This window comes from Streptomyces sp. FIT100, from assembly GCF_024584805.1.
Taxonomy (GTDB): Bacteria; Actinomycetota; Actinomycetes; order Streptomycetales; family Streptomycetaceae; genus Streptomyces.
On the sequence record NZ_CP075715.1, the window covers coordinates 1,191,565 to 1,213,681 of the forward strand.

Annotated in this window: 20 protein-coding genes; 6 read left to right on the top strand and 14 right to left on the bottom strand. The window is 71.9% G+C overall.

The window, feature by feature from the left end:
• Positions 1 to 97 precede the first annotated feature (97 nt).
• Both argH and KK483_RS05145 read right to left on the bottom strand, forming a co-directional pair.
• The gene (argH, locus tag KK483_RS05140) at positions 98 to 1,525 is read right to left on the bottom strand and encodes an argininosuccinate lyase (RefSeq protein ID WP_262004019.1); all 1,428 of its coding nucleotides are present in this window, start codon (positions 1,523 to 1,525) and stop codon (positions 98 to 100) included.
• Positions 1,526 to 1,609: 84 nt separating this feature from the next.
• On the bottom strand, positions 1,610 to 2,803 hold the full coding sequence (locus tag KK483_RS05145; RefSeq protein ID WP_262004020.1) for an argininosuccinate synthase: 1,194 nt from the start codon (positions 2,801 to 2,803) through the stop codon (positions 1,610 to 1,612).
• Between the two features lie 115 nt (positions 2,804 to 2,918).
• Between KK483_RS05145 and KK483_RS05150 the strand changes: the two genes are divergently transcribed.
• Complete coding sequence (locus KK483_RS05150; protein ID WP_262004021.1) at positions 2,919 to 3,509, top strand: pyridoxamine 5'-phosphate oxidase family protein; 591 nt, start codon at positions 2,919 to 2,921, stop codon at positions 3,507 to 3,509.
• Between the two features lie 102 nt (positions 3,510 to 3,611).
• On the opposite strand, the gene KK483_RS05155 is transcribed toward KK483_RS05150, so the two are convergent.
• From KK483_RS05155 to argC, 5 genes are all read right to left on the bottom strand, one after another.
• Entirely contained in the window at positions 3,612 to 4,175 is a 564-nt protein-coding gene (locus tag KK483_RS05155; protein ID WP_262004022.1) for an arginine repressor, read from the bottom strand.
• 7 nt (positions 4,176 to 4,182) lie between these two features.
• A complete protein-coding gene (locus tag KK483_RS05160; RefSeq protein ID WP_262004023.1) occupies positions 4,183 to 5,388 on the bottom strand; it encodes an acetylornithine transaminase in 1,206 nt (401 codons plus the stop codon).
• Positions 5,385 to 6,293: an acetylglutamate kinase gene (argB, locus tag KK483_RS05165; RefSeq protein ID WP_262004024.1), complete on the bottom strand. Its 909-nt coding sequence runs from the start codon at positions 6,291 to 6,293 to the stop codon at positions 5,385 to 5,387. Before argB ends, KK483_RS05160 begins: the two co-directional genes overlap by 4 nt.
• 20 nt (positions 6,294 to 6,313) lie before the next feature.
• A complete protein-coding gene (argJ, locus tag KK483_RS05170) occupies positions 6,314 to 7,480 on the bottom strand; it encodes a bifunctional glutamate N-acetyltransferase/amino-acid acetyltransferase ArgJ (protein WP_262004025.1) in 1,167 nt (388 codons plus the stop codon).
• A gap of 88 nt (positions 7,481 to 7,568) precedes the next feature.
• The gene (argC, locus tag KK483_RS05175; protein WP_262004026.1) at positions 7,569 to 8,597 is read right to left on the bottom strand and encodes an N-acetyl-gamma-glutamyl-phosphate reductase; all 1,029 of its coding nucleotides are present in this window, start codon (positions 8,595 to 8,597) and stop codon (positions 7,569 to 7,571) included.
• A 184-nt stretch (positions 8,598 to 8,781) separates the two neighbouring features.
• Here argC and KK483_RS05180 point away from each other — a divergent pair, with 184 nt between their 5' ends.
• Positions 8,782 to 9,576 carry a metalloregulator ArsR/SmtB family transcription factor gene (locus KK483_RS05180; protein WP_262004027.1) on the top strand — a complete coding sequence of 265 codons (795 nt, stop codon included), beginning with the start codon at positions 8,782 to 8,784 and terminating at the stop codon, positions 9,574 to 9,576.
• A gap of 19 nt (positions 9,577 to 9,595) precedes the next feature.
• On the opposite strand, the gene KK483_RS05185 is transcribed toward KK483_RS05180, so the two are convergent.
• Positions 9,596 to 10,171 carry a histidine phosphatase family protein gene (locus KK483_RS05185; RefSeq protein ID WP_262004028.1) on the bottom strand — a complete coding sequence of 192 codons (576 nt, stop codon included), beginning with the start codon at positions 10,169 to 10,171 and terminating at the stop codon, positions 9,596 to 9,598.
• Positions 10,172 to 10,361: 190 nt separating this feature from the next.
• On the bottom strand, positions 10,362 to 11,798 hold the full coding sequence (locus KK483_RS05190) for a PLP-dependent aminotransferase family protein (protein ID WP_262004029.1): 1,437 nt from the start codon (positions 11,796 to 11,798) through the stop codon (positions 10,362 to 10,364).
• On the opposite strand from KK483_RS05190, the gene KK483_RS05195 reads away from it, so the two are divergent.
• A complete protein-coding gene (locus KK483_RS05195) occupies positions 11,797 to 12,792 on the top strand; it encodes a DMT family transporter (protein ID WP_262004030.1) in 996 nt (331 codons plus the stop codon). The two genes, KK483_RS05190 and KK483_RS05195, sit on opposite strands and share 2 nt — an antisense overlap.
• 98 nt (positions 12,793 to 12,890) lie before the next feature.
• Positions 12,891 to 13,085 carry a DUF1918 domain-containing protein gene (locus KK483_RS05200; RefSeq protein WP_262004031.1) on the top strand — a complete coding sequence of 65 codons (195 nt, stop codon included), beginning with the start codon at positions 12,891 to 12,893 and terminating at the stop codon, positions 13,083 to 13,085.
• A gap of 1 nt (position 13,086) precedes the next feature.
• Here the strand turns inward: KK483_RS05200 and KK483_RS05205 are convergent, their stop codons facing one another.
• Positions 13,087 to 14,361, bottom strand: coding sequence for a glycoside hydrolase family 10 protein (locus KK483_RS05205; protein WP_399013366.1), 1,275 nt, complete (start codon positions 14,359 to 14,361; stop codon positions 13,087 to 13,089).
• A 181-nt stretch (positions 14,362 to 14,542) separates the two neighbouring features.
• On the opposite strand from KK483_RS05205, the gene KK483_RS05210 reads away from it, so the two are divergent.
• On the top strand, positions 14,543 to 15,403 hold the full coding sequence (locus KK483_RS05210) for a 3-hydroxybutyryl-CoA dehydrogenase (protein ID WP_262009348.1): 861 nt from the start codon (positions 14,543 to 14,545) through the stop codon (positions 15,401 to 15,403).
• A gap of 171 nt (positions 15,404 to 15,574) precedes the next feature.
• The gene (locus KK483_RS05215) at positions 15,575 to 15,832 is read left to right on the top strand and encodes a hypothetical protein (protein WP_262004032.1); all 258 of its coding nucleotides are present in this window, start codon (positions 15,575 to 15,577) and stop codon (positions 15,830 to 15,832) included.
• Between the two features lie 23 nt (positions 15,833 to 15,855).
• Here KK483_RS05215 and KK483_RS05220 read toward each other — a convergent pair whose 3' ends face one another.
• From KK483_RS05220 to pheS, 4 genes are all read right to left on the bottom strand, one after another.
• On the bottom strand, positions 15,856 to 16,386 hold the full coding sequence (locus tag KK483_RS05220; RefSeq protein WP_262004033.1) for an NUDIX domain-containing protein: 531 nt from the start codon (positions 16,384 to 16,386) through the stop codon (positions 15,856 to 15,858).
• A 52-nt stretch (positions 16,387 to 16,438) separates the two neighbouring features.
• Positions 16,439 to 17,779, bottom strand: coding sequence for a transcriptional regulator (locus KK483_RS05225; protein ID WP_262004034.1), 1,341 nt, complete (start codon positions 17,777 to 17,779; stop codon positions 16,439 to 16,441).
• Positions 17,780 to 18,352: 573 nt separating this feature from the next.
• Positions 18,353 to 20,911, bottom strand: a complete 2,559-nt coding sequence (pheT, locus tag KK483_RS05230) for a phenylalanine--tRNA ligase subunit beta (RefSeq protein WP_262004035.1) — start codon at positions 20,909 to 20,911, stop codon at positions 18,353 to 18,355.
• Positions 20,911 to 22,038, bottom strand: a complete 1,128-nt coding sequence (gene pheS, locus KK483_RS05235) for a phenylalanine--tRNA ligase subunit alpha (RefSeq protein WP_262004036.1) — start codon at positions 22,036 to 22,038, stop codon at positions 20,911 to 20,913. Before pheS ends, pheT begins: the two co-directional genes overlap by 1 nt.
• Positions 22,039 to 22,117 lie beyond the last annotated feature (79 nt).

Genomic DNA, 22,117 nt, shown 5'->3' on the forward strand with positions numbered 1-22,117 from the left:
TCCACGTCTGCAACATTGCTCGACATCAAGATATCCCGTGCGCGGGTCCCTCTCGACGGGACCCTGCCCCCGACGGGACAGGGCCGCCGCCGGGGCACTACCGCTTCGCCGCGGCCCACGCGTGCTGGACCGCCAGATCGGCCTTGACCTCGGCGAGCTGGACGGCGACGGCCGCCGGGGCGGTGCCCCCGCGTCCGCTGCGGGAGGCCAGCGCGCCCGGCACGTCGAGGACGGTGCGCACCTCGGGCGTGAGGTGCGGCGAGATCTTGGCGAACTGCTCGTCGGTGAGCTGGTCCAGCTCGATGCCGTGCGCCTCGCACTCCTTGACGCACTCCCCCGCGACCTCGTGCGCGACGCGGAACGGGACGCCCTGCTTCACCAGCCACTCGGCGATGTCGGTGGCGAGCGAGAAGCCGGCGGGGGCCAGCTCCTCCATCCGCTCGCGGTTGACGGTGAGCGTGGCCGTCATGCCGGTGAAGGCGGGGAGCAGGACCTCCAGCTGGTCGCAGGAGTCGAAGACCGGCTCCTTGTCCTCCTGGAGATCGCGGTTGTACGCGAGCGGGAGGGCCTTCAGCGTGGCGAGCAGGCCCGTGAGGTTGCCGATGAGGCGGCCGGACTTGCCGCGCGCGAGCTCGGCGATGTCCGGGTTCTTCTTCTGCGGCATGATCGACGAGCCGGTGGAGAAGGCGTCGTGGAGGGTGACGAAGGAGAACTCCTTCGTGTTCCAGATGATGATCTCCTCGGCGATCCTGGAGAGGTTCACGCCGATCATCGCGGTGATGAAGGCGAACTCGGCGACGAAGTCGCGCGAGGCCGTGCCGTCGATGGAGTTGCCGGCGCTGCCGCGCTCGAAGCCGAGATCCTTCGCCACCGCCTCCGGGTCGAGGCCGAGCGAGGATCCGGCGAGCGCGCCCGAGCCGTACGGGGACACGGCCGTGCGCTCATCCCACTGCCGCAGCCGTTCGGCGTCCCGGGACAGCGACTGGACGTGCGCCAGGACGTGGTGGGCGAAGAGGACGGGCTGGGCGTGCTGGAGGTGCGTACGGCCCGGCATGGCGACGTCCGGGTGGGCCTCGGCGAGGCCGACGAGGGCGTCCTGGAGGTCGGCGACGAGGCCGCCGATGATCCGTGCGTGGTCGCGCAGGTACATCCGGAAGAGCGTGGCGACCTGGTCGTTGCGGGACCGGCCGGCGCGGAGCTTGCCGCCGAGGTCGGGGCCGAGGCGCTCCAGGAGGCCGCGCTCCAGGGCAGTGTGGACGTCCTCGTCGGCGATGGTGCCCACGAAGCTCCCGTCGGCGACGTCCGCTTCGAGCCGGTCGAGGCCGGCGATCATCCGCTCCAGCTCGTCGGCGGTCAGCAGGCCCGCCTGGTGGAGCACGCGCGCGTGCGCGCGGGAGCCGGCGATGTCGTACGGCGCGAGCCGCCAGTCGAAGTGGACCGACGCGGACAGCTTCGCCAGCGCCTCGGCGGGGCCGTCGGCGAACCGGCCGCCCCAGAGCCGGACGTCACCGTTGTTGCTGCTCACAGCTGAAGCTCCTCAAAGGGGTGGATGTGCCGCCGCCTCCCCGGCGCGGAGGAACGGGGAGGCGGCTGTCGTACGCGTATGGAATCAGGCCAGATCACGCTTCGCCGCGATCTTCGACGACAGGCCGAAGATGTCGATGAAGCCCTGCGCCTTCGACTGGTCGAAGGTGTCGCCCGAGTCGTACGTGGCGAGGTTGAAGTCGTAGAGCGACTGATCCGACTTCCGGCCGGTGACGACGGCGCGACCGCCGTGCAGGGTCATCCGGATGTCACCGGTGACGTGCTGGTTGGCCTCGTTGATGAAGCCGTCCAGGGCGCGCTTGAGCGGCGAGAACCACAGGCCGTCGTAGACGAGCTCGCCCCAGCGCTGCTCGACCTGGCGCTTGTAGCGGGCCAGCTCGCGCTCGACCGTGACGTTCTCCAGCTCCTGGTGGGCGGTGATCAGCGCGATCGCGCCCGGGGCCTCGTACACCTCGCGGGACTTGATGCCGACCAGCCGGTCCTCGACCATGTCGATCCGGCCGATGCCCTGGGCGCCGGCGCGCTCGTTGAGCTGCTGGACGGCCTGGAGGACGGTGACGGGCTTGCCGTCGATGGCGACCGGGACGCCCTCCTTGAAGGAGATGACCACCTCGTCGGCCTCGCGGGGCGTGGCCGGGTTGGAGGTGTACTCGTAGATGTCCTCGATCGGCGCGTTCCAGATGTCCTCCAGGAAGCCGGTCTCGACGGCCCGCCCGAAGACGTTCTGGTCGATGGAGTACGGCGACTTCTTGGTGGTGGCGATCGGGAGCTGCTTCTCCTCGCAGAAGGCGATCGCCTTGTCGCGGGTCATCGCGTAGTCGCGGACCGGGGCGATGCACCTCAGGTCGGGGCCGAGCGCCTGGATACCGGCCTCGAAGCGCACCTGGTCGTTGCCCTTGCCGGTGCAGCCGTGGGCGACGATGCCGGCGCCGTGCTTGCGGGCCGCGGCGACGAGGTGTTTGACGATCGTCGGCCGGGAGAGGGCGGAGACCAGCGGGTAGCGGTCCATGTAGAGGGCGTTGGCCTTGATCGCCGGGAGGCAGTACTCCTCGGCGAACTCGTCCTTGGCGTCGGCGACCTCCGCCTCGACGGCACCGCACGCGAGCGCGCGCTTGCGGATGACGTCCAGGTCCTCGCCGCCCTGGCCGACGTCCACGGCAACGGCGATGACCTCGGCGCCCGTCTCCTCGGCGATCCAGCCGATGGCGACGGAGGTGTCCAGACCGCCCGAGTAGGCGAGTACGACGCGCTCGGTCACGGGATTCTCCTTACGGTGCATGCGGTGATGGGTATAACTATGCAGTCCTCCGTATGTTTTGTCAACGCGGCGCATGGAACAGTGGGGCGCGCCGCCGTCGGGCCATAATCCGCCCATGGGACAGACGTACGCACGCATAGAGGGCCGCATCCGCGCGTTCATCGAGGAGCAGCCCGTCTTCTTCACCGCCACCGCCCCGCTCGCGGCTGACGGCCACGTCAACCTCTCTCCCAAGGGCCGCAAGGGAACGCTCGTCGTCGTCGACGAGCTGACACTCGCGTATCTGGACTTCGGCGGGAGCGGTGCGGAGACCATCGCGCATGTGCGGGAGAACGGGCGGATCACGTTGATGTGGTGTGCGTTCGGCGGGCCGCCGAAGGTGCTGCGGGTCCACGGGCAGGGGGAGGCGGTGTTCCGGGACGATCCGCGGTGGGAGGAGTACGTCCGGTACTTCGCGGGGGCCGACGGGGCGGCGGCGCGGGCCGTCATCGTCGTACGGGCCGGGCGGATCAGTGACGCCTGCGGGTTCGCCGTGCCGTTCATGGACTATCGCGAGGAGCGGACCCAGCACGCGGAGCACTTCGGCAGGAAGACGGACGAGGAGTTCGCGGCGTACTGCGAGAGGAAGCCACACGTGGGTTCGAGCCTGGACGGGCTGCCGGCGCTGCCGCTGCCGCTGCCGGCGCGTACGGACCGGCCCGTCTGACCGGGCCGGTGCCGCCCGGCGCCGGGGAGCGGCAGGGGCAGCGCTGCGATGAGCTCCTACCGGGCGGCCCCGGGCCGGGACCGGCGGTGCGCCGAGGGCGCGTCAGCGGTCGTTCTGGGCCAGCCGCAGCAGATGGTCCGCCAGCGCCTGCCCGCCCGCCGGGTCGCGGGAGATCAGCAGCAACGTGTCGTCACCCGCGATCGTGCCGAGGATCGCCTGGAGTTCGGCCTGGTCGATGGCCGAGGCGAGGAACTGGGCCGCGCCCGGCGGCGTACGCAGCACCACGAGGTTGGCCGACGCCTCCGCGGAGATCAGCAGTTCGCCGGAGAGGCGGCGCATCCGCTCCTCCTTGGCGGACTCGCCGAGCGGCGCCTGCGGGGTGCGGAACCCGCCCTCGCTCGGCACCGCGTAGATCAGCTCGCCACCGGTGTTGCGGATCTTCACCGCACCGAGCTCGTCGAGGTCGCGGGAGAGCGTCGCCTGGGTGACGCTCAGCCCGTCGTCGGCGAGGAGCTTGGCCAGCTGGCTCTGCGAGCGCACCGGCTGCCGGTTGAGGATGTCCACGATCCGGCGGTGGCGGGCCGTGCGGGTCTGCGGCACGGCGGGCCCTCCCCCGGACTCCGTCTGGGGGGACCCCCAGTTCTCGGTGTGCGTCGCCTCGGTCATCGTCGTCTCATTCTCCGGATCGTCCGTCCCCGTGCGGTGCTGCCCCGGGCAGTGCCGCGTCGAGGATGCCGGGGAGCGCCCGGAGGAACGCGTCCACCTCCGCGTCGCCGATGATCAGCGGCGGCATGATCCTCACGACTTCGGGGGCGGGTGCGTTCACCAGGAGGCCGGCATCCTGAGCCGCCTGCTGCACCCGGGGGGCGAGGGGCTCCGTGAGCACGATACCCAGCAGCAGGCCGGCTCCGCGGACGTGCGAGACCAGAGGATGGTCCAGGGACTCGATCCCGTCCCGGAGGCGCTCCCCGGTCCGCTTCACCTCGTCGAGCCTTCCGTCGAGCGTCCTGAGCACGGCGAGGCCCGCGGCACAGGCGACCGGGTTGCCCCCGAAGGTCGTGCCGTGGTGTCCCGGCCGGAAGAGGTCGGCCGCCTCGCCGAAGGCGATGGCGGCGCCGAGCGGCAGGCCGCCGCCCAGGCCCTTGGCGAGGGTCACGATGTCCGGCTCGATGCCCTGCGCCTGGTGCTCGAACCAGTGCCCGGTGCGCCCGATGCCGGTCTGGACCTCGTCGAGGACGAGCAGCGTTCCGGTGGCGCGGGTGATCTCGCGGGCGGCCTTGAGATAGCCGGCGGGCGGCACGACGACCCCGTTCTCGCCCTGGACCGGCTCGATGATCACGAGGGCGGTGCCGGTCGTGACGGCGGTCCGCAGCGCCTCGGCGTCGCCGTAGGGGACATGGGTGACGTCGCCGGGCAGCGGGCGGAACGGCTCCTGCTTCGCCGGCTGGCCGGTGAGCGCGAGGGCGCCCATGGTCCGCCCGTGGAAGCCGCCGTCGGTGGCGACCATGTGCGTACGTCCGGTCAGCCGGCCCAGCTTGAAGGCGGCCTCGTTGGCCTCGGCACCGGAGTTGCAGAACAGCACCCGCCCCGGACGGCCGGAGAGCTGGAGCAGCCGCTCGGCGAGGGCGACGGGCGGCTCGGCGACGTACAGGTTGGACACGTGGCCGAGCGAGGCGATCTGGCGGGAGACGGCCTCGACGATCGCCGGGTGGGCGTGGCCGAGCGCGTTGACGGCGATACCGCCGACGAAGTCGAGGTACTCGGTGCCGTCGGCGTCCCAGACCCTCGCGCCCTCGCCGCGGACGAGGGACAGCTGCGGCGTGCCGTAGTTGTCCATCATCGAGCCCTGCCAGCGCTGCGACAGCCCCTGGTTGCTCATGCGGTGGTGCCCCCTTCGGCTCCGTCGGGCACGACCATCGTGCCGATGCCCTCGTCGGTGAAGATCTCCAGCAGGATGGAGTGCTGCACCCGGCCGTCGATGACGCGCGCGGTGTTGACTCCGTTGCGTACGGCGTGCAGGCAGCCCTGCATCTTGGGGACCATGCCGCTGGAGAGCTCGGGAAGCAGCTTCTCCAGCTCGCTCGCGGTGAGGCGGCTGATCACCTCGTCGCTGTTGGGCCAGTCCTCGTAGAGTCCCTCGACGTCGGTGAGGACCATGAGGGTTTCGGCGCCAAGTGCCGCAGCGAGTGCCGCAGCCGCCGTATCAGCATTGACGTTGTAGACATGTCCGTCGTCCTGGGAACGGGCGATCGACGAGACGACCGGGATACGGCCGTCCCCCAGCAGCGCCTCGATGGCGCCGGTGTCGATGGCGGTGATCTCACCGACCCGGCCGATGTCGACGAGCTCGCCGTCGATCTCCGGCAGGTGCTTGGTGGCGGTGATGGTGTGGGCGTCCTCGCCGGTGAGGCCGATGGCGAGGGGACCGTGCTGGTTGAGCAGCCCGACCAGCTCACGCTGGACCTGTCCCGCGAGCACCATGCGTACGACGTCCATCGCCTCCGGCGTCGTCACGCGCAGCCCGGCCTTGAACTCGCTGACCAGCCCGTGCCTGTCGAGCTGGGCGCTGATCTGCGGGCCGCCGCCGTGCACGACGACGGGCTTGATGCCGGCGTGCCGCAGAAAGACGACGTCCTGGGCGAAGGCCGCCTTCAGCTCGTCGTCGACCATGGCGTTTCCGCCGAACTTGATGACCACCTTCTTGCCGTGGTGGCGGGTGAGCCACGGCAGTGCCTCGATCAAGGTCTGCGCCTTGGGGAGTGCAGTGTGCTTGCGTGTGCTCATCGGCTCCGTGGTCTCCGTCCTCAGGACGAGTAGGCGCTGTTCTCGTGGACGTAGTCGGCGGTCAGGTCGTTGGCCCAGATGACGGCCGACTCGCTGCCCGCGGCGAGGTCGGCGGTGATCCGCACCTCCCGGTAGCGCATGTCGACGAGGTCGCGGTCCTCGCCCACCGAGCCGCCCTGGCAGACCCAGACGCCGTTGATGGCGACGTTCAGCCTGTCGGGCTCGAAGGCGGCCTTCGTCGTGCCGATCGCGGACAGCACCCGGCCCCAGTTGGGGTCCTCGCCGTGGATGGCGCACTTGAGGAGGTTGTTGCGGGCGATGGAGCGGCCCACCTCCACGGCGTCGTCCTCGCTCGCGGCGTTGACCACCTCGATACGGATGTCCTTGGCGGCGCCCTCGGCGTCGCCGATCAGCTGGCGGGCGAGGTCGTCGCAGACGGTGCGTACGGCGTCGGCGAACTCGCCGTACTCCGGGGTGGCGCCGGAGGCGCCGGAGGCGAGCAGCAGCACGGTGTCGTTGGTGGACATGCAGCCGTCGGAGTCGACCCGGTCGAAGGTGAGGCGGGTGGCGTCCCGCAGCGCCTTGTCGAGGGTCGCGCTGCCGAGGTCGGCGTCGGTGGTGAGGACGACGAGCATGGTGGCCAGGCCGGGGGCGAGCATCCCCGCGCCCTTGGCCATGCCGCCGACGGTCCAGCCGTCGCCGGTGGCGACGGCGGTCTTGTGGACGGTGTCGGTCGTCTTGATGGCGATGGCGGCCTTCTCACCGCCGTGGGCGCTGAGTTCGGCGGCGGCCTTCCCGATGCCGGGGAGGAGCTTGTCCATGGGGAGCAGCACGCCGATGAGCCCGGTGGAGGCGACGGCGACCTCGCCCGCGCCGATGTCGAGGCCCTGCTCGTTCAAGACGTCGGCGGCCTTCTCGGCGGTCGCGTGGGTGTCCTGGAAGCCCTTGGGTCCGGTGCAGGCGTTGGCGCCGCCGGAGTTGAGGACGACGGCGGAGACCTCGCCGCCCTTGAGGACCTGCTCGGACCAGAGGACGGGGGCGGCCTTGACACGGTTGGAGGTGAAGACACCGGCGGCGGCGCGGCGCGGCCCGTTGTTGACGACGAGCGCGAGGTCCGGGTTGCCGTTCGCCTTGATTCCGGCGGCGATGCCCGCGGCCGTGAATCCCTGTGCAGCGGTGACGCTCACTTGCTTGCTCCGTTCGCTTCTCCGCCCGCGCAGCGCAGCGGTGCGGCACTCGTCGTTGTCTGCAGCCCGGCGGCTGCGCGCGCGTCGCTCACGGTGCCACTCCGGTCGTGGAAAGGCCCGTGGTCTGGTCGAGACCCAGGGCGATGTTCATGCTCTGGACCGCGCCGCCCGCCGTGCCTTTGGTGAGGTTGTCGATGGCGCTGATCGCGATGATGCGGCCGGCGTCCCCGTCGTAGGCGACTTGGATCTGAACGGCGTTGGAACCGTAGACGGACGCCGTGGCGGGCCATTGCCCCTCGGGCAGCAGATGGACGAACGGCTCGTCCGCGTACGCCTTCTCGTACGCGGCCCGTACGGCTCCGGCCGTCGTGTCCGGCCTCGCCTTGGCGCTGCAGGTGGCGAGGATGCCCCGGGGCATGGGTGCGAGGGTGGGCGTGAAGGAGACGGTGACGCGCTCCCCCGCCACCGCGCTGAGGTTCTGGATCATCTCGGGGGTGTGCCGGTGGCCGCCGCCGACGCCGTACGGGGTCATGGAGCCCATGACCTCGGAGCCGAGCAGATGGGGCTTGAGTGCCTTGCCGGCACCGGAGGTGCCGCTGGCGGCGGTGATCACGGCCTCGGGCTCGGCGAGGCCGCCCGCGTAGGCCGGGAAGAGCGCGAGCGAGACGGCGGTCGGGTAGCAGCCGGGCACCGCGATGCGCTTGGACCCCTCCAGCGCGGCGCGGGCACCCGGCAGTTCGGGGAGCCCGTACGGCCAGGTCCCGGCGTGAGCGGAACCGTAGAACCGCTCCCAGTCGGCGGCATCCTTCAGCCGGAAGTCGGCGCCCATGTCGACGACCAGGACCTCCCCGCCGAGCTGTTCGGCGACCGCGGCGGACTGGCCGTGCGGCAGCGCGAGGAAGACGACGTCGTGACCGGCGAGCGCCTCGGCCGTGGTGGGTGCGAGGACGCGGTCAGCGAGCGGCAGCAGATGGGGCTGGAGCGCCCCGAGCCGCTGCCCGGCGTTGGAGTGGCCGGTCAGGACGCCGATCTCGACGTCCGGGTGCGCGATGAGCAGCCGGAGCAGCTCTCCGCCCGCGTATCCGCTCGCACCTGCCACTGCCGCACGTACCACCATCGGACCCTCCTCCTTGGAAGCATGACTATACGCAGCACTGCATGTTTTTGCAACGAACCCTTGCCGAGCCCTGGTGAGACGGAGCGCGACCCCGCGGCCCCATCGCACACCATTGACATGCAGCCATTCAGCTACCTATGATTATGCAACCGAATGGCTGCATGTTGGGGGATGGCGAGCACTGATGGACGAGGTGTTCAAGGCACTGGCCGACGCCAGCCGCCGCCGGCTGCTGGACGGACTGAACGCCCGTGACGGACAGACCCTTCGGGAGCTGTGCGCCGGGCTCGACATGACCCGGCAGTCGGTCAGCAAGCACCTCGCGGTGCTGGAGGCGGCCGGTCTGGTCACCACCGTGTGGCGCGGCCGGGAGAAGTTGCACTACCTCAACGCCGTGCCCATCAACGCCATCGCCGACCGCTGGATCAGCCGGTACGACCGCGAGCGCGTGCGCGCACTCGACGACCTGAAGGCCGCATTGGAGCAGGAACCCATGAACGACGCCCCTTCCTTCGTCTACACCACCTACATCAGGACCACGCCCGAGCGGCTCTGGCAGGCGCTGACCGACCCGGCCTTCACCCGCAGGTACTGGGGCGTGACGCTGACCTCGGACTGGAAGCCGGGCTCCGCGATGACCTGGGAGCAGTTCGGCGTGACGGTGTCCGATCCCGAGCAGGTCGTCCTGGAGTCCGAGCCGGGGCGGCGGCTCGCCTACACCTGGCACACCTTCACCCCCGAGTTCGCCTCGGCCTGCGGGCTGAGTGACGAGCTCACCGCCAGGGTGTCCGCGGAGCCCCGGTCGAAGGTGACGTTCGAGATCGAGCCGGTGGACGACATGGTCAGGCTGACCGTCGTGCACGACGGCTTCCCGCCGGAGAGTGCGGTGCGGGAGGGCGTCAGCCAGGGCTGGCCCGCGATCGTCGCCGGCCTCAAGACGCTGCTGGAGACCGGCACGGCCCTGGCCGAGCCGCAGTAGCGGCCACCGGGCCCGGCCGTCAGCCGGTGTGCTCGAGGCACAGGCTCCAGCGTCCTGAGCGGCCGGTCAGCACGACGGTGGAGAGCGGGCGGACGTCGACGTTCCAGTACGTCGACGGCGGGGCCTTGAGCGCGTACACCAGCGCCGCGCGTACGACGGCGGGCTCGGCGACGGCGACGACGGAACTGCCGTCGCCGGCCGGGCGGGTGTCCAGCCAGCCGCCTATCCGGGAGATGAACCCGAGCAGCGGCTCCCCGCCGTGCGGGGCGGAGCGCGGGTCGGCGAGCCAGGCGTCGACCGCGTCGGGCTCCCTGGCCGCCACCTCGGCCAGCGTGAAGCCGCGCCAGCGCCCCATGTCGCAGTCGCTCAGCGCGGGCTGGGCGAGCGGGGCATAGCCGAGCGCGTCCGCGGTCGCCCGGCTCCGGGCGGTCGGCGAGCAGTAGCGCAGCTCGGCCGCGCCGAGGGGTACGAGTGTGTGCGCGGCGAGCTGCACCTCGTACCAGCCGGCCTGGTCCAGCGGCCGGTCGTCGTCGAAGCGCTCGGCCAGCCGGGCGGAGCTGCGCGCGGCGGCCACAAGGGTGACCCGAACACTCATGGCGGGATCGTGATGCCGCACGCGCCCCAGGTCAAGGGGGGTTACTGATCGTTAACGGAGGCCACCCCGAGGCCGTGCCCCGGCCACTTCTCCCGTCATCGAGTGGCACCGGTCCGACGCTCCCGTGAACTGCGGGGGTGCCGTCCGCCGGCGGAGGACAGGGCTCCGCGGGCCCCGTCCGGTGCGCGGGTCAGCCCAGCTGCTCGTCACAGGCTGTACGCAGTCTCCGTACCCCCTCCGCAATCTCCGCCGGGCCCGCGACACCGGCGAAGCTCAGCCGGACATGGCCCGCCGGAGGTTCGGCGCTGAAGTAGGGGCGGCCGGGGGCGAGGGCGACGCCCGCGCGCAGGGCGGCGGAGACGAGGGCGGTCTCGTCGGTGCCGTCGGGGAGGCGCAGCCACAGGTGGTAGCCGCCCGAGGGGATGTGCGGGAGGGCGAGTTCGGGCAGCCGCAGCCGCAGGGCGGCGGTCATCGTGTCCCGGCGGGCCTTCAACTCGGCGGCGACGGTGCGCAGATGGCGGCTCCAGGCCGGGGAGCCGACGAGTTCGAGCGCGGCCTCCTGGAGCGGGCGGGGCACGAAGAGGTTGTCGACGACATGGATGGCGCGCAGCCGTTCCAGCACGGGGCCGCGGGCGACGAGCGCGCCCACGCGCAGACTCGGCGACGTGGCCTTCGTCAGCGAGCAGACGTGGACGACGACGCCGTCCGGGTCGTCCGCCGCGAGCGGGGCCGGCAGCGGGCCCGCGTCGTCGTGGACGAGGCGGCGGGCGAAGTCGTCCTCGATGACGAAGGCACCGGCGGCGCGGGCGATCCGCACCACCTCCGCGCGGCGGTCGGGGGCGAGCACGGCGCCCGTGGGGTTCTGGAAGAGCGGCTGGGAGACGAGGACCCGGGCGCCGGTGGCACCAAGGGCGGCGGCGAGCAGTTCGGGCCGTACGCCCTGCGGGTCGACCGGCACGGGCACCGGGCGCAGTCCGGCGGCGCGGGCGATGGCCAGCATCCCGGGGTACGTCGGCGACTCGACCAGCACGGGGGCGCCGGGCGGGGCGAGGGCGCGCAGCGCGGTGGTGAGCGCGGACTGGCCACCGGTGGTGACCAGCACCTCGGCCGCGGTGACCGCGGGGCCGATGCCGCGCGCGAACCAGTCGCGCAGCTCGGGCAGCCCGTCGGCCGGCGACCGCCCCCAGGCACCGGGGCGCCGCCCGGCCCTGGCCAGCGCGGCGGCCAGCGCCTGCTCGGGCTGGAGCGAGGGGTGCAGATAGCCGCCGTTGAACTCGATGACACCGGGTGGCGGTGCGGAGAGCGTGACCAGGACGCCTGAGGCGTCCACGGCCCGCGGCACCACCTCGGCGGCGGCGTCCGCGCTGAGCGCGACCTCCTGCCAGGAGGTGTCGCCGGCCGCCGGCGCGTCCCTGCGCTGCTCCGCGCGGAACGCGCCCGCACCCGGCCGGGTGACGACCAGCCCCTCGGCGGCGAGCTGAGCGAGCGCGCGCGTCACGGTGACCGGGGAGACGCGGTAGCGCTCCACGATGGCACGGCTTGATGGCAGCTTCTCTCCGACCGAGTAACGGTTGAGCTCCTGCCTCAACGTTCTCGCCAGGTCACCCACACTGCTACGCTCTTGCATGAGAGCACAGGATAGCGCTACCGATCCATCGACGATAGCGGTCGACGATTCCTCGCCCGGGCACGACGCCGGACCCGCCGCGGTCCGCGCCGGCCGTACGCCCCGGCGCCTCCCGGCGGATGCCGCATCCGCACAGGGAGGCCGGAGCGGCACGCTCCTCGCCGTGCTCGGCGTCGTCGCCTTCTCGCTCACGTTCCCCTCGACCGCCTGGGGCCTGGAGTCCTTCGGCCCCTGGTCGCTCGTCGCCGTGCGGAGCGTCCTCGCCGCCGCCGTCGCGGGCTGCTTCCTCCTCGCCCTGCGCGTACCGCTCCCGGACCGGCGCCACTGGGCCTCCCTCGTCGTCGTCGCGAGCGGCGTCGTGGTCGGCTACCCGCTGCTGACGACCCTCGCACTGCAGACCTCGACGACCTCGCACGCCGCCGTGGTCGTCGGGCTCCTCCCCCTCACCACCGCCGTCTTCGCGGCCGTGCGCACGGGCCGGCGCCCCTCGCGCACCTTCTGGGCGGCCGCGCTCGCCGGCGCCGCGGTCGTGATCGCGTTCACGCTCGGCCAGAGCGGCGGCGGGCTCGCCACGGGCGACCTGTATCTCTTCGGAGCGCTGCTCGTCTGCGCCGCGGGATACACGGAAGGCGGCCGGCTGGCGCGGCTGATGCCGGGGTGGCACGTGGTCGGCTGGGCGCTGGTCCTGTGCCTGCCGCTCACCGTCCCCGGGTCCGTCGTCGCCCTGATGGCCGAACCGGTACGGCTGACCGCCCACGGCGTCGCCGGACTGGTGTGGGTGGCCGTCGGTTCCACGTTCTTCGGGCTCTACGTCTGGTATCGCGGCATGGCGGCGATCGGCATCGCCAGGGCGAGTCAGCTCCAGCTCGCCCAGCCGCTCCTCACCCTCCTCTGGTCGGTGCTGCTGCTCTCCGAACGGCTCTCGCCCGCCGCTCCACTGGCCGCCGTCGCCGTACTCGTCTGCATCGCCGTCACTCAGCGCACGAACGCCTGAGGGTGACACGGGTCACACACCGGGACGTAGACTCAGGGATACCGACCACCACCGACCACCACCTTCAAGCCAGCCCCGCGTCAAGGAGGTCACGCCCGATGGAAGCGAGTGTGGGAGACAAGCTGCTCGTCCACGGCCGGGTCGTCGGTCAGCACGACCGGCTCGCCGAAGTCGTCGAGGTGCTGGGCGACAAGGGCACTCCGCCGTACCGCGTCCGTTTCGAGGACGACGGCCACGAGTGCCTGATGTCGCCGGGTCCCGACACCGTCGTACGCCACCGCGAAGGCGCCTGACTCAGCGAGGTCCCCGGACCCGGGTCGGATAGTGATCGGCCACGACCGCCGCCATCGCCCCGATCCGGTCCGCGACCACTTCCGACGCGGCGAAGAAGCAGTGCCCGCGCACGCTCCCGTACTTGCCCGCGAGCGTGAGGTGGCGGGACAGCTCGTCCGGATCCTGCCAGGCATCGGCCTGCGCCGGGTCTCCCGCCTTGTACAACGCCTCGCCGATGTACAGGTCGACACCGCTCCCCCGGGCCACCGCGTCCCACCAGGGCACCAGCTTGGCGTAGTCCGCGGCGCTCTGGCCGATGTGCCAGTACAGCTGGGGGACGACGTAGTCGATCCAGCGCTCGCGCACCCACTTCCTGGTGTCGGCGTAGAGGTCGTCGTACGTCTCCACGCCCGCCCGGGTGTCCGAGCCGAGGGGGTCGCTGCCGGCGTTGCGCCACACGCCGAACGGGCTGATGCCGAAGCGGACCCCGGCGCGGACCGCCTTGATCCGGGCGGCCGTCTCGCGCACCAGCCGGTCGGTGTTGTCGCGCCGCCAGGCCGCCCGGTTGGGGAAGCCGCCGCCGTACTCCGCGTAGGCGTCGTCATCGTCGAAGACCTCGCCGGCCACCGGGTACGGGTAGAAGTAGTCGTCCCAGTGGACGGCGTCGATGTCGTAGCGCTCGACGGCGTCGAGCATCGCGTCCTGGACGTAGGACCTGACCTCGGGGAGCCCGGGGTTGTAGTACAGCTTCCCGCCGTAGGGCAGCACCCAGCCGGGGTTGCGGCGCGCCGGGTGGCCGGCGGACAGCTTCCGGAGGTCGGTGTGGAGGGCGACCCGGTACGGATTGAACCAGGCGTGCAGTTCGAGCCCGCGCGCGTGCGCCTCGGCCACGGCGGTGCCGAGCGGGTCCCAGCCGGGGCTCCGCCCCTGCACGCCGGTGAGGTACGCCGACCACGGCTCGTACGGCGAGGGCCACAGGGCGTCGGCGGTCGGCCGGACCTGGAAGACGACCGCGTTGAGCCGGCGGCGCACCGCAGTGTCGAGGTGCGCGAGGAGCTCGGCGCGCTGCCGGGCAGCGCTCAGCCCCGGTCGCGACGGCCAGTCGCGGTTGGCGACCGTGGCGAGCCACGCACCGCGGAACTCGCGTGGGCTCCTCCCGCGCCGTCCCGCGGGAGCCGCGGCCACCGCCTCCCCGGTCATGGTGAGCGCGGCGAGCGCGCCCAGCGCACCCGCAGCGCCCGCAGCGCCCGCCGCGCCCGCCGCCGTGACGAAGCCTCTCCTGGTCAACCGACTCATGAACCCGACCCTCCACCGCTTCGTGTGCGAGCCCTTACCCGCCGTCACCGACAGCATGCCGCCCCGGCCCTCCGAGCACACGCACCGGCGGAGTAACGTCGTGGGGTCGAGGCGGGCACCGGAACCAAACGGGGGACCTGCCGCACGGAAGACCAGCGAAAGGCACGATGTGACCGACACTGTGGCGGACGTATCCCGCGTCGGAGTGGTGGGGTGCGGCCAGATGGGCGCCGGTATCGCCGAGGTCTGCGCCCGCAGCGGACTTGAGGTCAGGGTCGCGGAGACCACCGGCGAGGCGCTGGAGATCGGCCGTACCCGGCTGTACAACTCCCTCGCCAAGGCCGCCGAGCGAGGCAAGATCACCGAGGAGGAGCGGGACGCGACACTGGCCCGGCTCAGCTTCACAACCGATCTCGGCGAGTTGGCCGACCGCGATCTCGTCATCGAGGCCGTCGTCGAGAACGAGCAGGTCAAGACCGAGATCTTCCAGGTGCTCGACCAGGTGGTGACCCGGCCGGACGCCATCCTCGCGTCGAACACCTCCTCCATCCCCCTGGTCAAGCTGGCCGTCGCCACGTCCCGCCCCGACCAGGTCATCGGCATCCACTTCTTCAACCCGGCGCCGGTGCAGAAGCTCGTCGAGCTGATTCCCGCGCTGACCACCTCCGAGGAGACCATCAAGCGCTCGGAGGCCGTGGTCCAGCAGGTGCTGGACAAGCACGCGATCCGCGCCCAGGACCGCTCGGGCTTCGTCGTGAACGCGCTGCTCATCCCGTATCTGCTCTCCGCGATCCGGATGTTCGAGTCGGGCATCGCGAGCCGCGAGGACATCGACAACGGCATGGAGCTGGGCTGCGCCCACCCGATGGGGCCGCTGAAGCTGTCGGACCTGATCGGTCTCGACACGGTCGCGTCGGTCGCCGACTCGATGTACGCCGAGTTCAAGGAGCCGCTGTACGCCGCTCCGCCGCTGCTGCAGCGCATGGTGGACGCGGGCCGGCTGGGGCGGAAGACGGGCTCGGGCTTCTACACGTACTCCTGAGTCCGCTGGGACGAGGGAATTCGTACTGGTGTTTCACACGGGGTGTGTGGAGCGTGTCCGCATATGCCGTGCGCACACGCTCCCCTGCTCCGACCAGGAACGGTTGACTCGGATCCGCTCAGCAACAGCAGAGGGACCCGTGGGACGACTTTTCCGTAGAGGAGCATTCAGGTGACCACCGACCCCGACCACTTAACGGCCGTCGAGGAGTTCGCGGAGCTGCGCCGCTCGCTCGACGTCGGCCTGGCCCGTATCGACGGGCAACTGGCACTGCTCGCCCAGCGCCATGACCAGATCGACCGGGACATCAGCGATCTGGGCGCGCGCGTAGTGGCGCTGGAGCACTCCAAATGGCCCCTGCCCGCCGTCGCCGCGCTCACCGCGGCGGGTGCGCTGGCGGTAGCGGTCTGGCAGGCGCTCGGACAGTAGCGCCCGCGGCATGCGGCGCGAGGTCAGCCCAGCCGCAGATGGTGCAGCATCAGCAGCCCGGCCGCCATGTTGGCGGCCGGGACCTCGCCGCGGGCGATCATGTCCGGCACCAGCTTGAGCGGGATCCACTCGCGGCGCGAGGACTCGAAGTCGTCCTCGGGATGCCCGATGTGCGTCGCCGCCTCCGACCAGTAGAGATGGTGCCGGGCGTCGGTGAGCCCGTTGGACGGCTCGACGGTCAGCAGATGCCGCAGCGGCCCCGGCCGCCAGCCGGTCTCCTCCTCCATCTCGCGCGCCGCGGCGGCCTCGACGTCCTCGCCGTCCTCGACGACGCCGGCGGCGAGCTCCCAGCCCCAGCTGTCGGTGATGAAGCGGTGCCGCCAGAGCATCAGGACCTCGTTGGCCTCGTTGACCGCGGTCGCGACGGCGACCGGGCGGAGGCGTATGAGGAAGTGGTCCAGGTGCCGGCCGTCGGGCAGTTCCACGTCCGCGAGATTCACCCTGAACCAGCGGTTCTCATAAACAGTTTGTTCACTTGAGGTCGTCCACTGCATTCTTCTGCCACCTTTCCCGCGCTTAGATGGCAATATCGCAGCAGGAGCGGGCTCACAGGGGAACGCGCAGGGCTCCATCGATGAGTTCGGCCGCCTCCGCGGCGCTCACCGATCCGTTGTCCACGAGCTGCCGGCGCACTTCCCGCAGTCGGTCGCGCAGCCGCTGGGACTCCATTCCCCGTGCCCGCTCGGCCATTTCCGCCGCGGTACGCGCGGCCCGCTCCGCCTCGCCCCGGCGCAGCTCGATCTGGCTGAGCATGCCCAGCCGGTGGACCCGGCCGCGGTCATGGGCCGGTATCGCGGCCGCCGCGGCGGCGTGCTCATGGGCGGCGGTCAGATCGCCGAGGCTCAGCAGCGCCTCCGCGACCTGGACATTCACCAGTCCGGGCTGAACGTAGCCCGTCTCGTCCGGCTCATGGCCGGGGTGGATGCGCTCCGCCTCCTCCTCGGCGCGCCTGATGCAGCCCAGCGCGCCGCCGCCGTCGCCGAGCTGGGCGTACGCCTTCGCCTGCATCGCGTACAGGTCGGCGGCGAGCGCCGGGGTGATCTGGCGCCCCGCGGTCCGCAGCGCGGCCTCCGCGAAGGCGACGGACTGCCGGAACTCCCCCATGAACAGCGCCTGGTTGACCAGCAGGGCGATGACATACGCGCCGAGGCCCCGGTCGCCGCTCGCCTTCGCGAGCCGCAGGGCCTGGTGGAAGTAGCGCTGGGCGAGTCCGTGCGCGTCCGAGTCGTACGCGCAGATACCGGCGACGGCGACCAGGCCGCCGGTGGCGCGGTGGAGCTGGCGGCCGAGCGCGTCGCCGTACGCGCCGCGGAGCAGCGGGGCCGTCTCCGTGCTCAGGAAGCCGACGATCCGGGAGCGGGTCGCGATGCCGCCGGCCTTGCGGTACATCAACTCGTAGTGCGCGCGGGCGGCACGCAGCATCTTGATGTCGGCCATGCTGACGCGGGTCCTGCCGGTGCGGGAGACGTCCGCGTCCTCCGGCGGGTTCTCCCACTCCCAGACGGGCATCACGGCGGGCGTGCCCGTGACCGCGGGGGCGCCGATGAGATGCGGGCGCTGCTGCTCGTCGGAGCGCCACAGCGCGGTGGCGCGCTCGACGAAGCCGGAGAGCGGGGAGCCGTACGGGGGTGCACTGTGGCCGGGGATGCCCAGACCGATGTCGTCGAGGGTCACGACGCGGTGCAGCCGGGCCGCGAGCACCTCGCAGATCAGGTCGGGCACCTGGCCGCGGGGGCGCTGGCCCTTCAACCAGCGGGCCACGGCCGTGTGTTCGTAGCGGAGCGCCATGCCCCGTCCGCGGCCGGCCTGGTTGACGTGCGCGGCGAGGCCGGCGTGGGAGATGCCCGCCTCGTCGAGGAGGGCGTCGAGCAGGGTATTGGGCTGCATCTGGCCCTCCGTTGGCTCGGTGCGCCAAGCGTAGTGGAGGTCGGTTCGCACGGGGTGTGAAACAAGTGCATATATCCGTGCTGTTCGCGCTCTGCCACGGTGGCGCGCGGGAGCTGTTGACTGGGCTCCCTCTCAAGGAGGCGGCCGGGCCGCCGGCTCCCCCTCGTACAGTGCGGCGGCCCGCACCCCGCGTCGTCCGTCCCGCCGATCTGCCCGACACTCCGCGGCAGGACGGACGACGCCGGCCGCGTTTGGTTTTCTCCGGGGGCTGCCGCCCCCGGACCCCCGCAACCGCCCCGGACGGGGGCGCCCCGCGCCAGGGGCGGAATGCCGGAACCCGCCGCTGGGTGACGGCGCGTGGCCCCTCCGGGCTCGACTCCTTGGGGACGGCGGCGATCTGGCCTGTCGCCGTTGCGAACCCGGTACCAGTCGCCGCTCCCCCTGCGGAGGCCGACCCTCCACGGCCCCGCCCCGGGCGTCGTCCCCGGGGTGCGGCCCGGCCCCGTGGCACGCGTGAGGGGGCCTTCCGGGCCGTGCGGCCCGGAAGGCCCCCTCAGGGGGTCGCGCGAGGGCTCAGGCCCCGCGGAGGGTGGCGCCCACGCGGGACTCGGCGAGGGTGATCGCCGCGTCCCGGGCGGCGGATGCCTCCTCGACGGTCAGCGTGCGGTCCGGCGCGCGGAAGCGCAGCGCGTACGCCAGGGACTTCTTGCCCTCGCCGATCTGCTCACCGGTGAAGACGTCGAACAGCCGGAGCGACTCCAGCAGTTCGCCCGCGCCCTCACGCAGCGCCTGCTCGACCTCGGCGGCCGGGACGTCGGAGGAGACGACCAGCGCGACGTCCTGCGTGGCCACCGGGAACGTGGAGATCCGCGGCGCCTGGATCGCGCCCTTCCCGGTCTGCTCCAGCAGGTCCAGCTCCACCTCCATCGCGCAGGTGCGCTCCGGCAGTCCGAGCGCCTTGATGACGCGCGGGTGCAGTTCGCCCGCATGGCCGACGAGCGTCTCCTCGCCGTTCGCGACGGCGTAGAGCGCGGCGCAGCGGCCGGGGTGCCACGGCGCGTGCCGGTCGGCGCGGACGGTGAGCTCGACACCGGCCTCACGGGCGACCGCACGGGCGGACTCCACCGCGTCGGCCCAGTCTGCCGGGCGGCCCTCGCCCCACCAGCCGGTCTGCTCCCGCGCGCCCGCCAGCACGGTGGCGGCGCGGCGCGGCTGGCGCGGGAGCGCCGCGTTCAGCGTGGCGATCTCCTCGTCCGTGGGACGGCGGTCGACCGGCAGCAGGACCGGCGCGACCGTCTCGTCACCGGTGGGCCGGAAGACCAGACCCGTCTCGAAGAGGGCGAGGTCCTGGGAGCCACGGCCCTGGTTGCGGCGCAGCGCGGCGAGCAGACCGGGCAGCAGCGTGGTGCGCAGCGCCGGCTCCTCGTCGGAGATCGGGTTGACCAGCTTGACGACGGTGCGGCGCGGGTCGTCCGCCTCCAGGCCGAGCTGGTCGAAGATCTGCTCGCTGACGAACGGGTAGTTCAGCGCCTCGACGTACCCCGTGCCGGCCAGCGCACGGCCGACCCGCCGGTGCAGCCGCTGGCGGGCGGTCAGCCCGCGGCCGGACGGCGGCGTGGGCAGCGTGGAGGGCAGGTTCTCGTAGCCCTCCAGCCGGATGACCTCCTCGGCGAGGTCGTTGGGCTCGTGCAGGTCGGGCCGCCAGGACGGGACGGTGACGACGAGCTCGTCCTGCCCGTAGACGTCGCAGCCGACCTCCTGGAGGCGGCGTACGACGGTCTCGCGGCCGTAGGTGACGCCCGCGACGCGGTCGGGGTGGTCGGCGCGCATGGTCACGGTGCGCGGCGCGGACGGGGCGATGATCTCGGTGACCCCCGCCTCGGCCGTACCGCCCGCGAGCAGCACCAGGAGGTCGACCGTGCGCTGCGCGGCAGCGGCGGCGGCCTGCGGGTCGACGCCGCGCTCGAAGCGCTTGGACGCCTCGGAGGCCAGCTTGTGGCGGCGCGCGGTGCGGGCGATGGAGACCGGGGCGAAGTGCGCGGCCTCGATGACGACCTCGGTGGTGCCGCGGACCTCGCCGGTCTCTGGGTCGGTGACGGAGTCGGCGATCTCGGTGTTGGCCCCGCCCATCACGCCAGCGAGACCGATCGGCCCGCGGTTGTCGGTGATGACCAGGTCCTCGGCGTCCAGGACGCGCTTGACGCCGTCGAGGGTGGTGAACTTCTCGCCGGGCTGTGCGCGACGCACCCCGATCGGCCCGTCGAGCCGGGTCCGGTCGTACGCGTGCAGCGGCTGGCCGAGCTCCAGCATCACGTAGTTGGTGATGTCGACGGCGAGCGAGATCGGCCGCATGCCCGCCTTCTGGAGCCGTCGCTGCATCCAGATCGGGGAACGGGCCTCGGGGTCGAGGCCCACGACGGTGCGGGCGGTGAAGCGGTCGCAGCCGATCGGGTCGGCGATCTGCACCCCGTAGCCGAAGGAGTTGGGCGCGGGCACGTCGAGCAGCGCCGGGTCGCGCAGCGGCAGCCCGTACGCGATCGCGGTCTCGCGGGCGACACCGCGCAGCGACAGGCAGTAGCCGCGGTCGGGCGTGACGGCGATGTCGAGGACCTCGTCGAACAGCTCAAGCAGCTCGGTGGCGTCGGTGCCGACCTCGATCTCGGGCGGCAGCACGATGATGCCGTGCGAGCCTCCCCCAGGGCCTTCGGCCTGGGGGGACCCCCAGCCCATGCCGAGCTCGTCGCCGGAGCAGATCATGCCGCGGGACATCCGACCGTAGGTCTTGCGCTCGGCGATCTGGAAGTCGCCGGGCAGGACCGCGCCGGGCAGCGCCACGACGACCTTGTCGCCGACGGCGAAGTTCCGCGCGCCGCAGATGATCTCCTGCGGCTCGCCCGTCCCGTTGGCCTGGGCCACGTCGACGGTGCAGAAGCGGATCGGCTTCTTGAACTCGGTGAGCTCCTCGATGGTGAGCACCCGGCCCACGACGAGCGGGCCCTTGAGCCCGGCGCCGAGCTGCTCGACCGTCTCGACCTCGAGGCCGGCGGCGATGAGCTTGGTCTGTACGTCACGGCCGGTCTCCGTCACCGGCAGGTCGACGTACTCCCGCAGCCATGAAAGCGGGACCCGCATCAGATCTCCATCCCGAACGGCCGGGTGAACCGGACGTCACCCTCGACCATGTCTCGCATGTCCTCGACGTTGTGGCGGAACATCAGCATCCGCTCGATGCCGAACCCGAAGGCGAATCCGCTGTACTTCTCCGGGTCGACACCGCAGGCGATGAGCACCTTCGGGTTGACCATTCCGCAGCCGCCGAGCTCGATCCAGCCCTCACTGGAGCAGGTGCGGCAGGGCCGGTCCGGGTTGCCGACGGACTCGCCGCGGCACACGTAGCAGACCATGTCCATCTCGGCGGACGGCTCGGTGAAGGGGAAGAAGTTCGGCCGCAGCCGGGTCTTCATGCCCTCGCCGCCGAAGAGCGCCTTGACCATGTGGTCCAGGGTGCCCTTGAGATCGGCCATGGTGAGGCCCTCGTCGACGGCGAGCAGCTCGACCTGGTGGAACACCGGGGTGTGGGTGGCGTCCAGGTCGTCGGTGCGGTAGACGCGGCCGGGGCAGATCACGTAGAGCGGCGGCTCGCGGTCGAGCATCGAGCGGACCTGGACGGGCGAGGTGTGCGTGCGCAGCACGACGCCCGAGTCCGCGCCGCCTCCCTCGGGGCCCTGCACGAAGAAGGTGTCGTGCTCGCCGCGGGCGGGGTGGTCGGCCGCGATGTTCAGCGCGTCGAAGTTCAGCCACTCGGACTCGACCTCGGGGCCTTCGGCGACCTCGTAGCCCATGGCGACGAAGATGTCCTCGATGCGCTCCGAGAGCGTGGTCAGCGGGTGGCGGGCGCCCGCCGGAGTGCGGTCGTACGGCAGCGTGACGTCCACCGCCTCCTCGACCAGCACGCGCGTGTCGCGCTCCGCCTCCAGCTCGGCCTGGCGGGTGGCGAGCGCCTTGTTCACGGCACCCCGGGCCTGGCCGACGCGCTTGCCTGCCTCCGCCTTGGCGTGCGGCGGCAGGGCGCCGATCTCCCGGTTGGCGAGCGCGAGCGGCGAGGAGGGGCCGGTCTGCGCGATCTTCGCCTCGTGGAGCGCTGCGAGGTCACCGGCCGCGGCGAAGGCGGCGAGCGCCTCGTCCCGCATGCGCTCGATCTCTTCCGGTTTCAGTGCCTCGACCTCGACAGGGTCGTAGGACTTATTGGGTGCCGACATCTCTTCCCGTACTTCCGATGGGGTGGCTGGGGCCGCTCGACGACCGAGGACGCAAAGGTGCCAAAGGTCGAGTTTAGCG

What these genes read in the sequence shown, in the direction of transcription:
- KK483_RS05205 (WP_399013366.1), bottom strand. Translation starts at nt 14,361, where the DNA reads ATGAGTCGGTTGACCAGGAGAGGCTTCGTCACGGCGGCGGGCGCGGCG.
- pheS (WP_262004036.1), bottom strand. Translation starts at nt 22,038, where the DNA reads ATGTCGGCACCCAATAAGTCCTACGACCCTGTCGAGGTCGAGGCACTG.
- KK483_RS05225 (WP_262004034.1), bottom strand. Translation starts at nt 17,779, where the DNA reads ATGCAGCCCAATACCCTGCTCGACGCCCTCCTCGACGAGGCGGGCATC.
- KK483_RS05220 (WP_262004033.1), bottom strand. Translation starts at nt 16,386, where the DNA reads ATGCAGTGGACGACCTCAAGTGAACAAACTGTTTATGAGAACCGCTGG.
- argB (WP_262004024.1), bottom strand. Translation starts at nt 6,293, where the DNA reads ATGAGCACACGCAAGCACACTGCACTCCCCAAGGCGCAGACCTTGATC.
- argC (WP_262004026.1), bottom strand. Translation starts at nt 8,597, where the DNA reads ATGGTGGTACGTGCGGCAGTGGCAGGTGCGAGCGGATACGCGGGCGGA.
- KK483_RS05155 (WP_262004022.1), bottom strand. Translation starts at nt 4,175, where the DNA reads ATGACCGAGGCGACGCACACCGAGAACTGGGGGTCCCCCCAGACGGAG.
- KK483_RS05180 (WP_262004027.1), top strand. Translation starts at nt 8,782, where the DNA reads ATGGACGAGGTGTTCAAGGCACTGGCCGACGCCAGCCGCCGCCGGCTG.
- pheT (WP_262004035.1), bottom strand. Translation starts at nt 20,911, where the DNA reads ATGCGGGTCCCGCTTTCATGGCTGCGGGAGTACGTCGACCTGCCGGTG.
- KK483_RS05195 (WP_262004030.1), top strand. Translation starts at nt 11,797, where the DNA reads ATGAGAGCACAGGATAGCGCTACCGATCCATCGACGATAGCGGTCGAC.
- KK483_RS05200 (WP_262004031.1), top strand. Translation starts at nt 12,891, where the DNA reads ATGGAAGCGAGTGTGGGAGACAAGCTGCTCGTCCACGGCCGGGTCGTC.
- KK483_RS05190 (WP_262004029.1), bottom strand. Translation starts at nt 11,798, where the DNA reads ATGCAAGAGCGTAGCAGTGTGGGTGACCTGGCGAGAACGTTGAGGCAG.
- KK483_RS05150 (WP_262004021.1), top strand. Translation starts at nt 2,919, where the DNA reads ATGGGACAGACGTACGCACGCATAGAGGGCCGCATCCGCGCGTTCATC.
- KK483_RS05185 (WP_262004028.1), bottom strand. Translation starts at nt 10,171, where the DNA reads ATGAGTGTTCGGGTCACCCTTGTGGCCGCCGCGCGCAGCTCCGCCCGG.
- KK483_RS05160 (WP_262004023.1), bottom strand. Translation starts at nt 5,388, where the DNA reads ATGAGCAACCAGGGGCTGTCGCAGCGCTGGCAGGGCTCGATGATGGAC.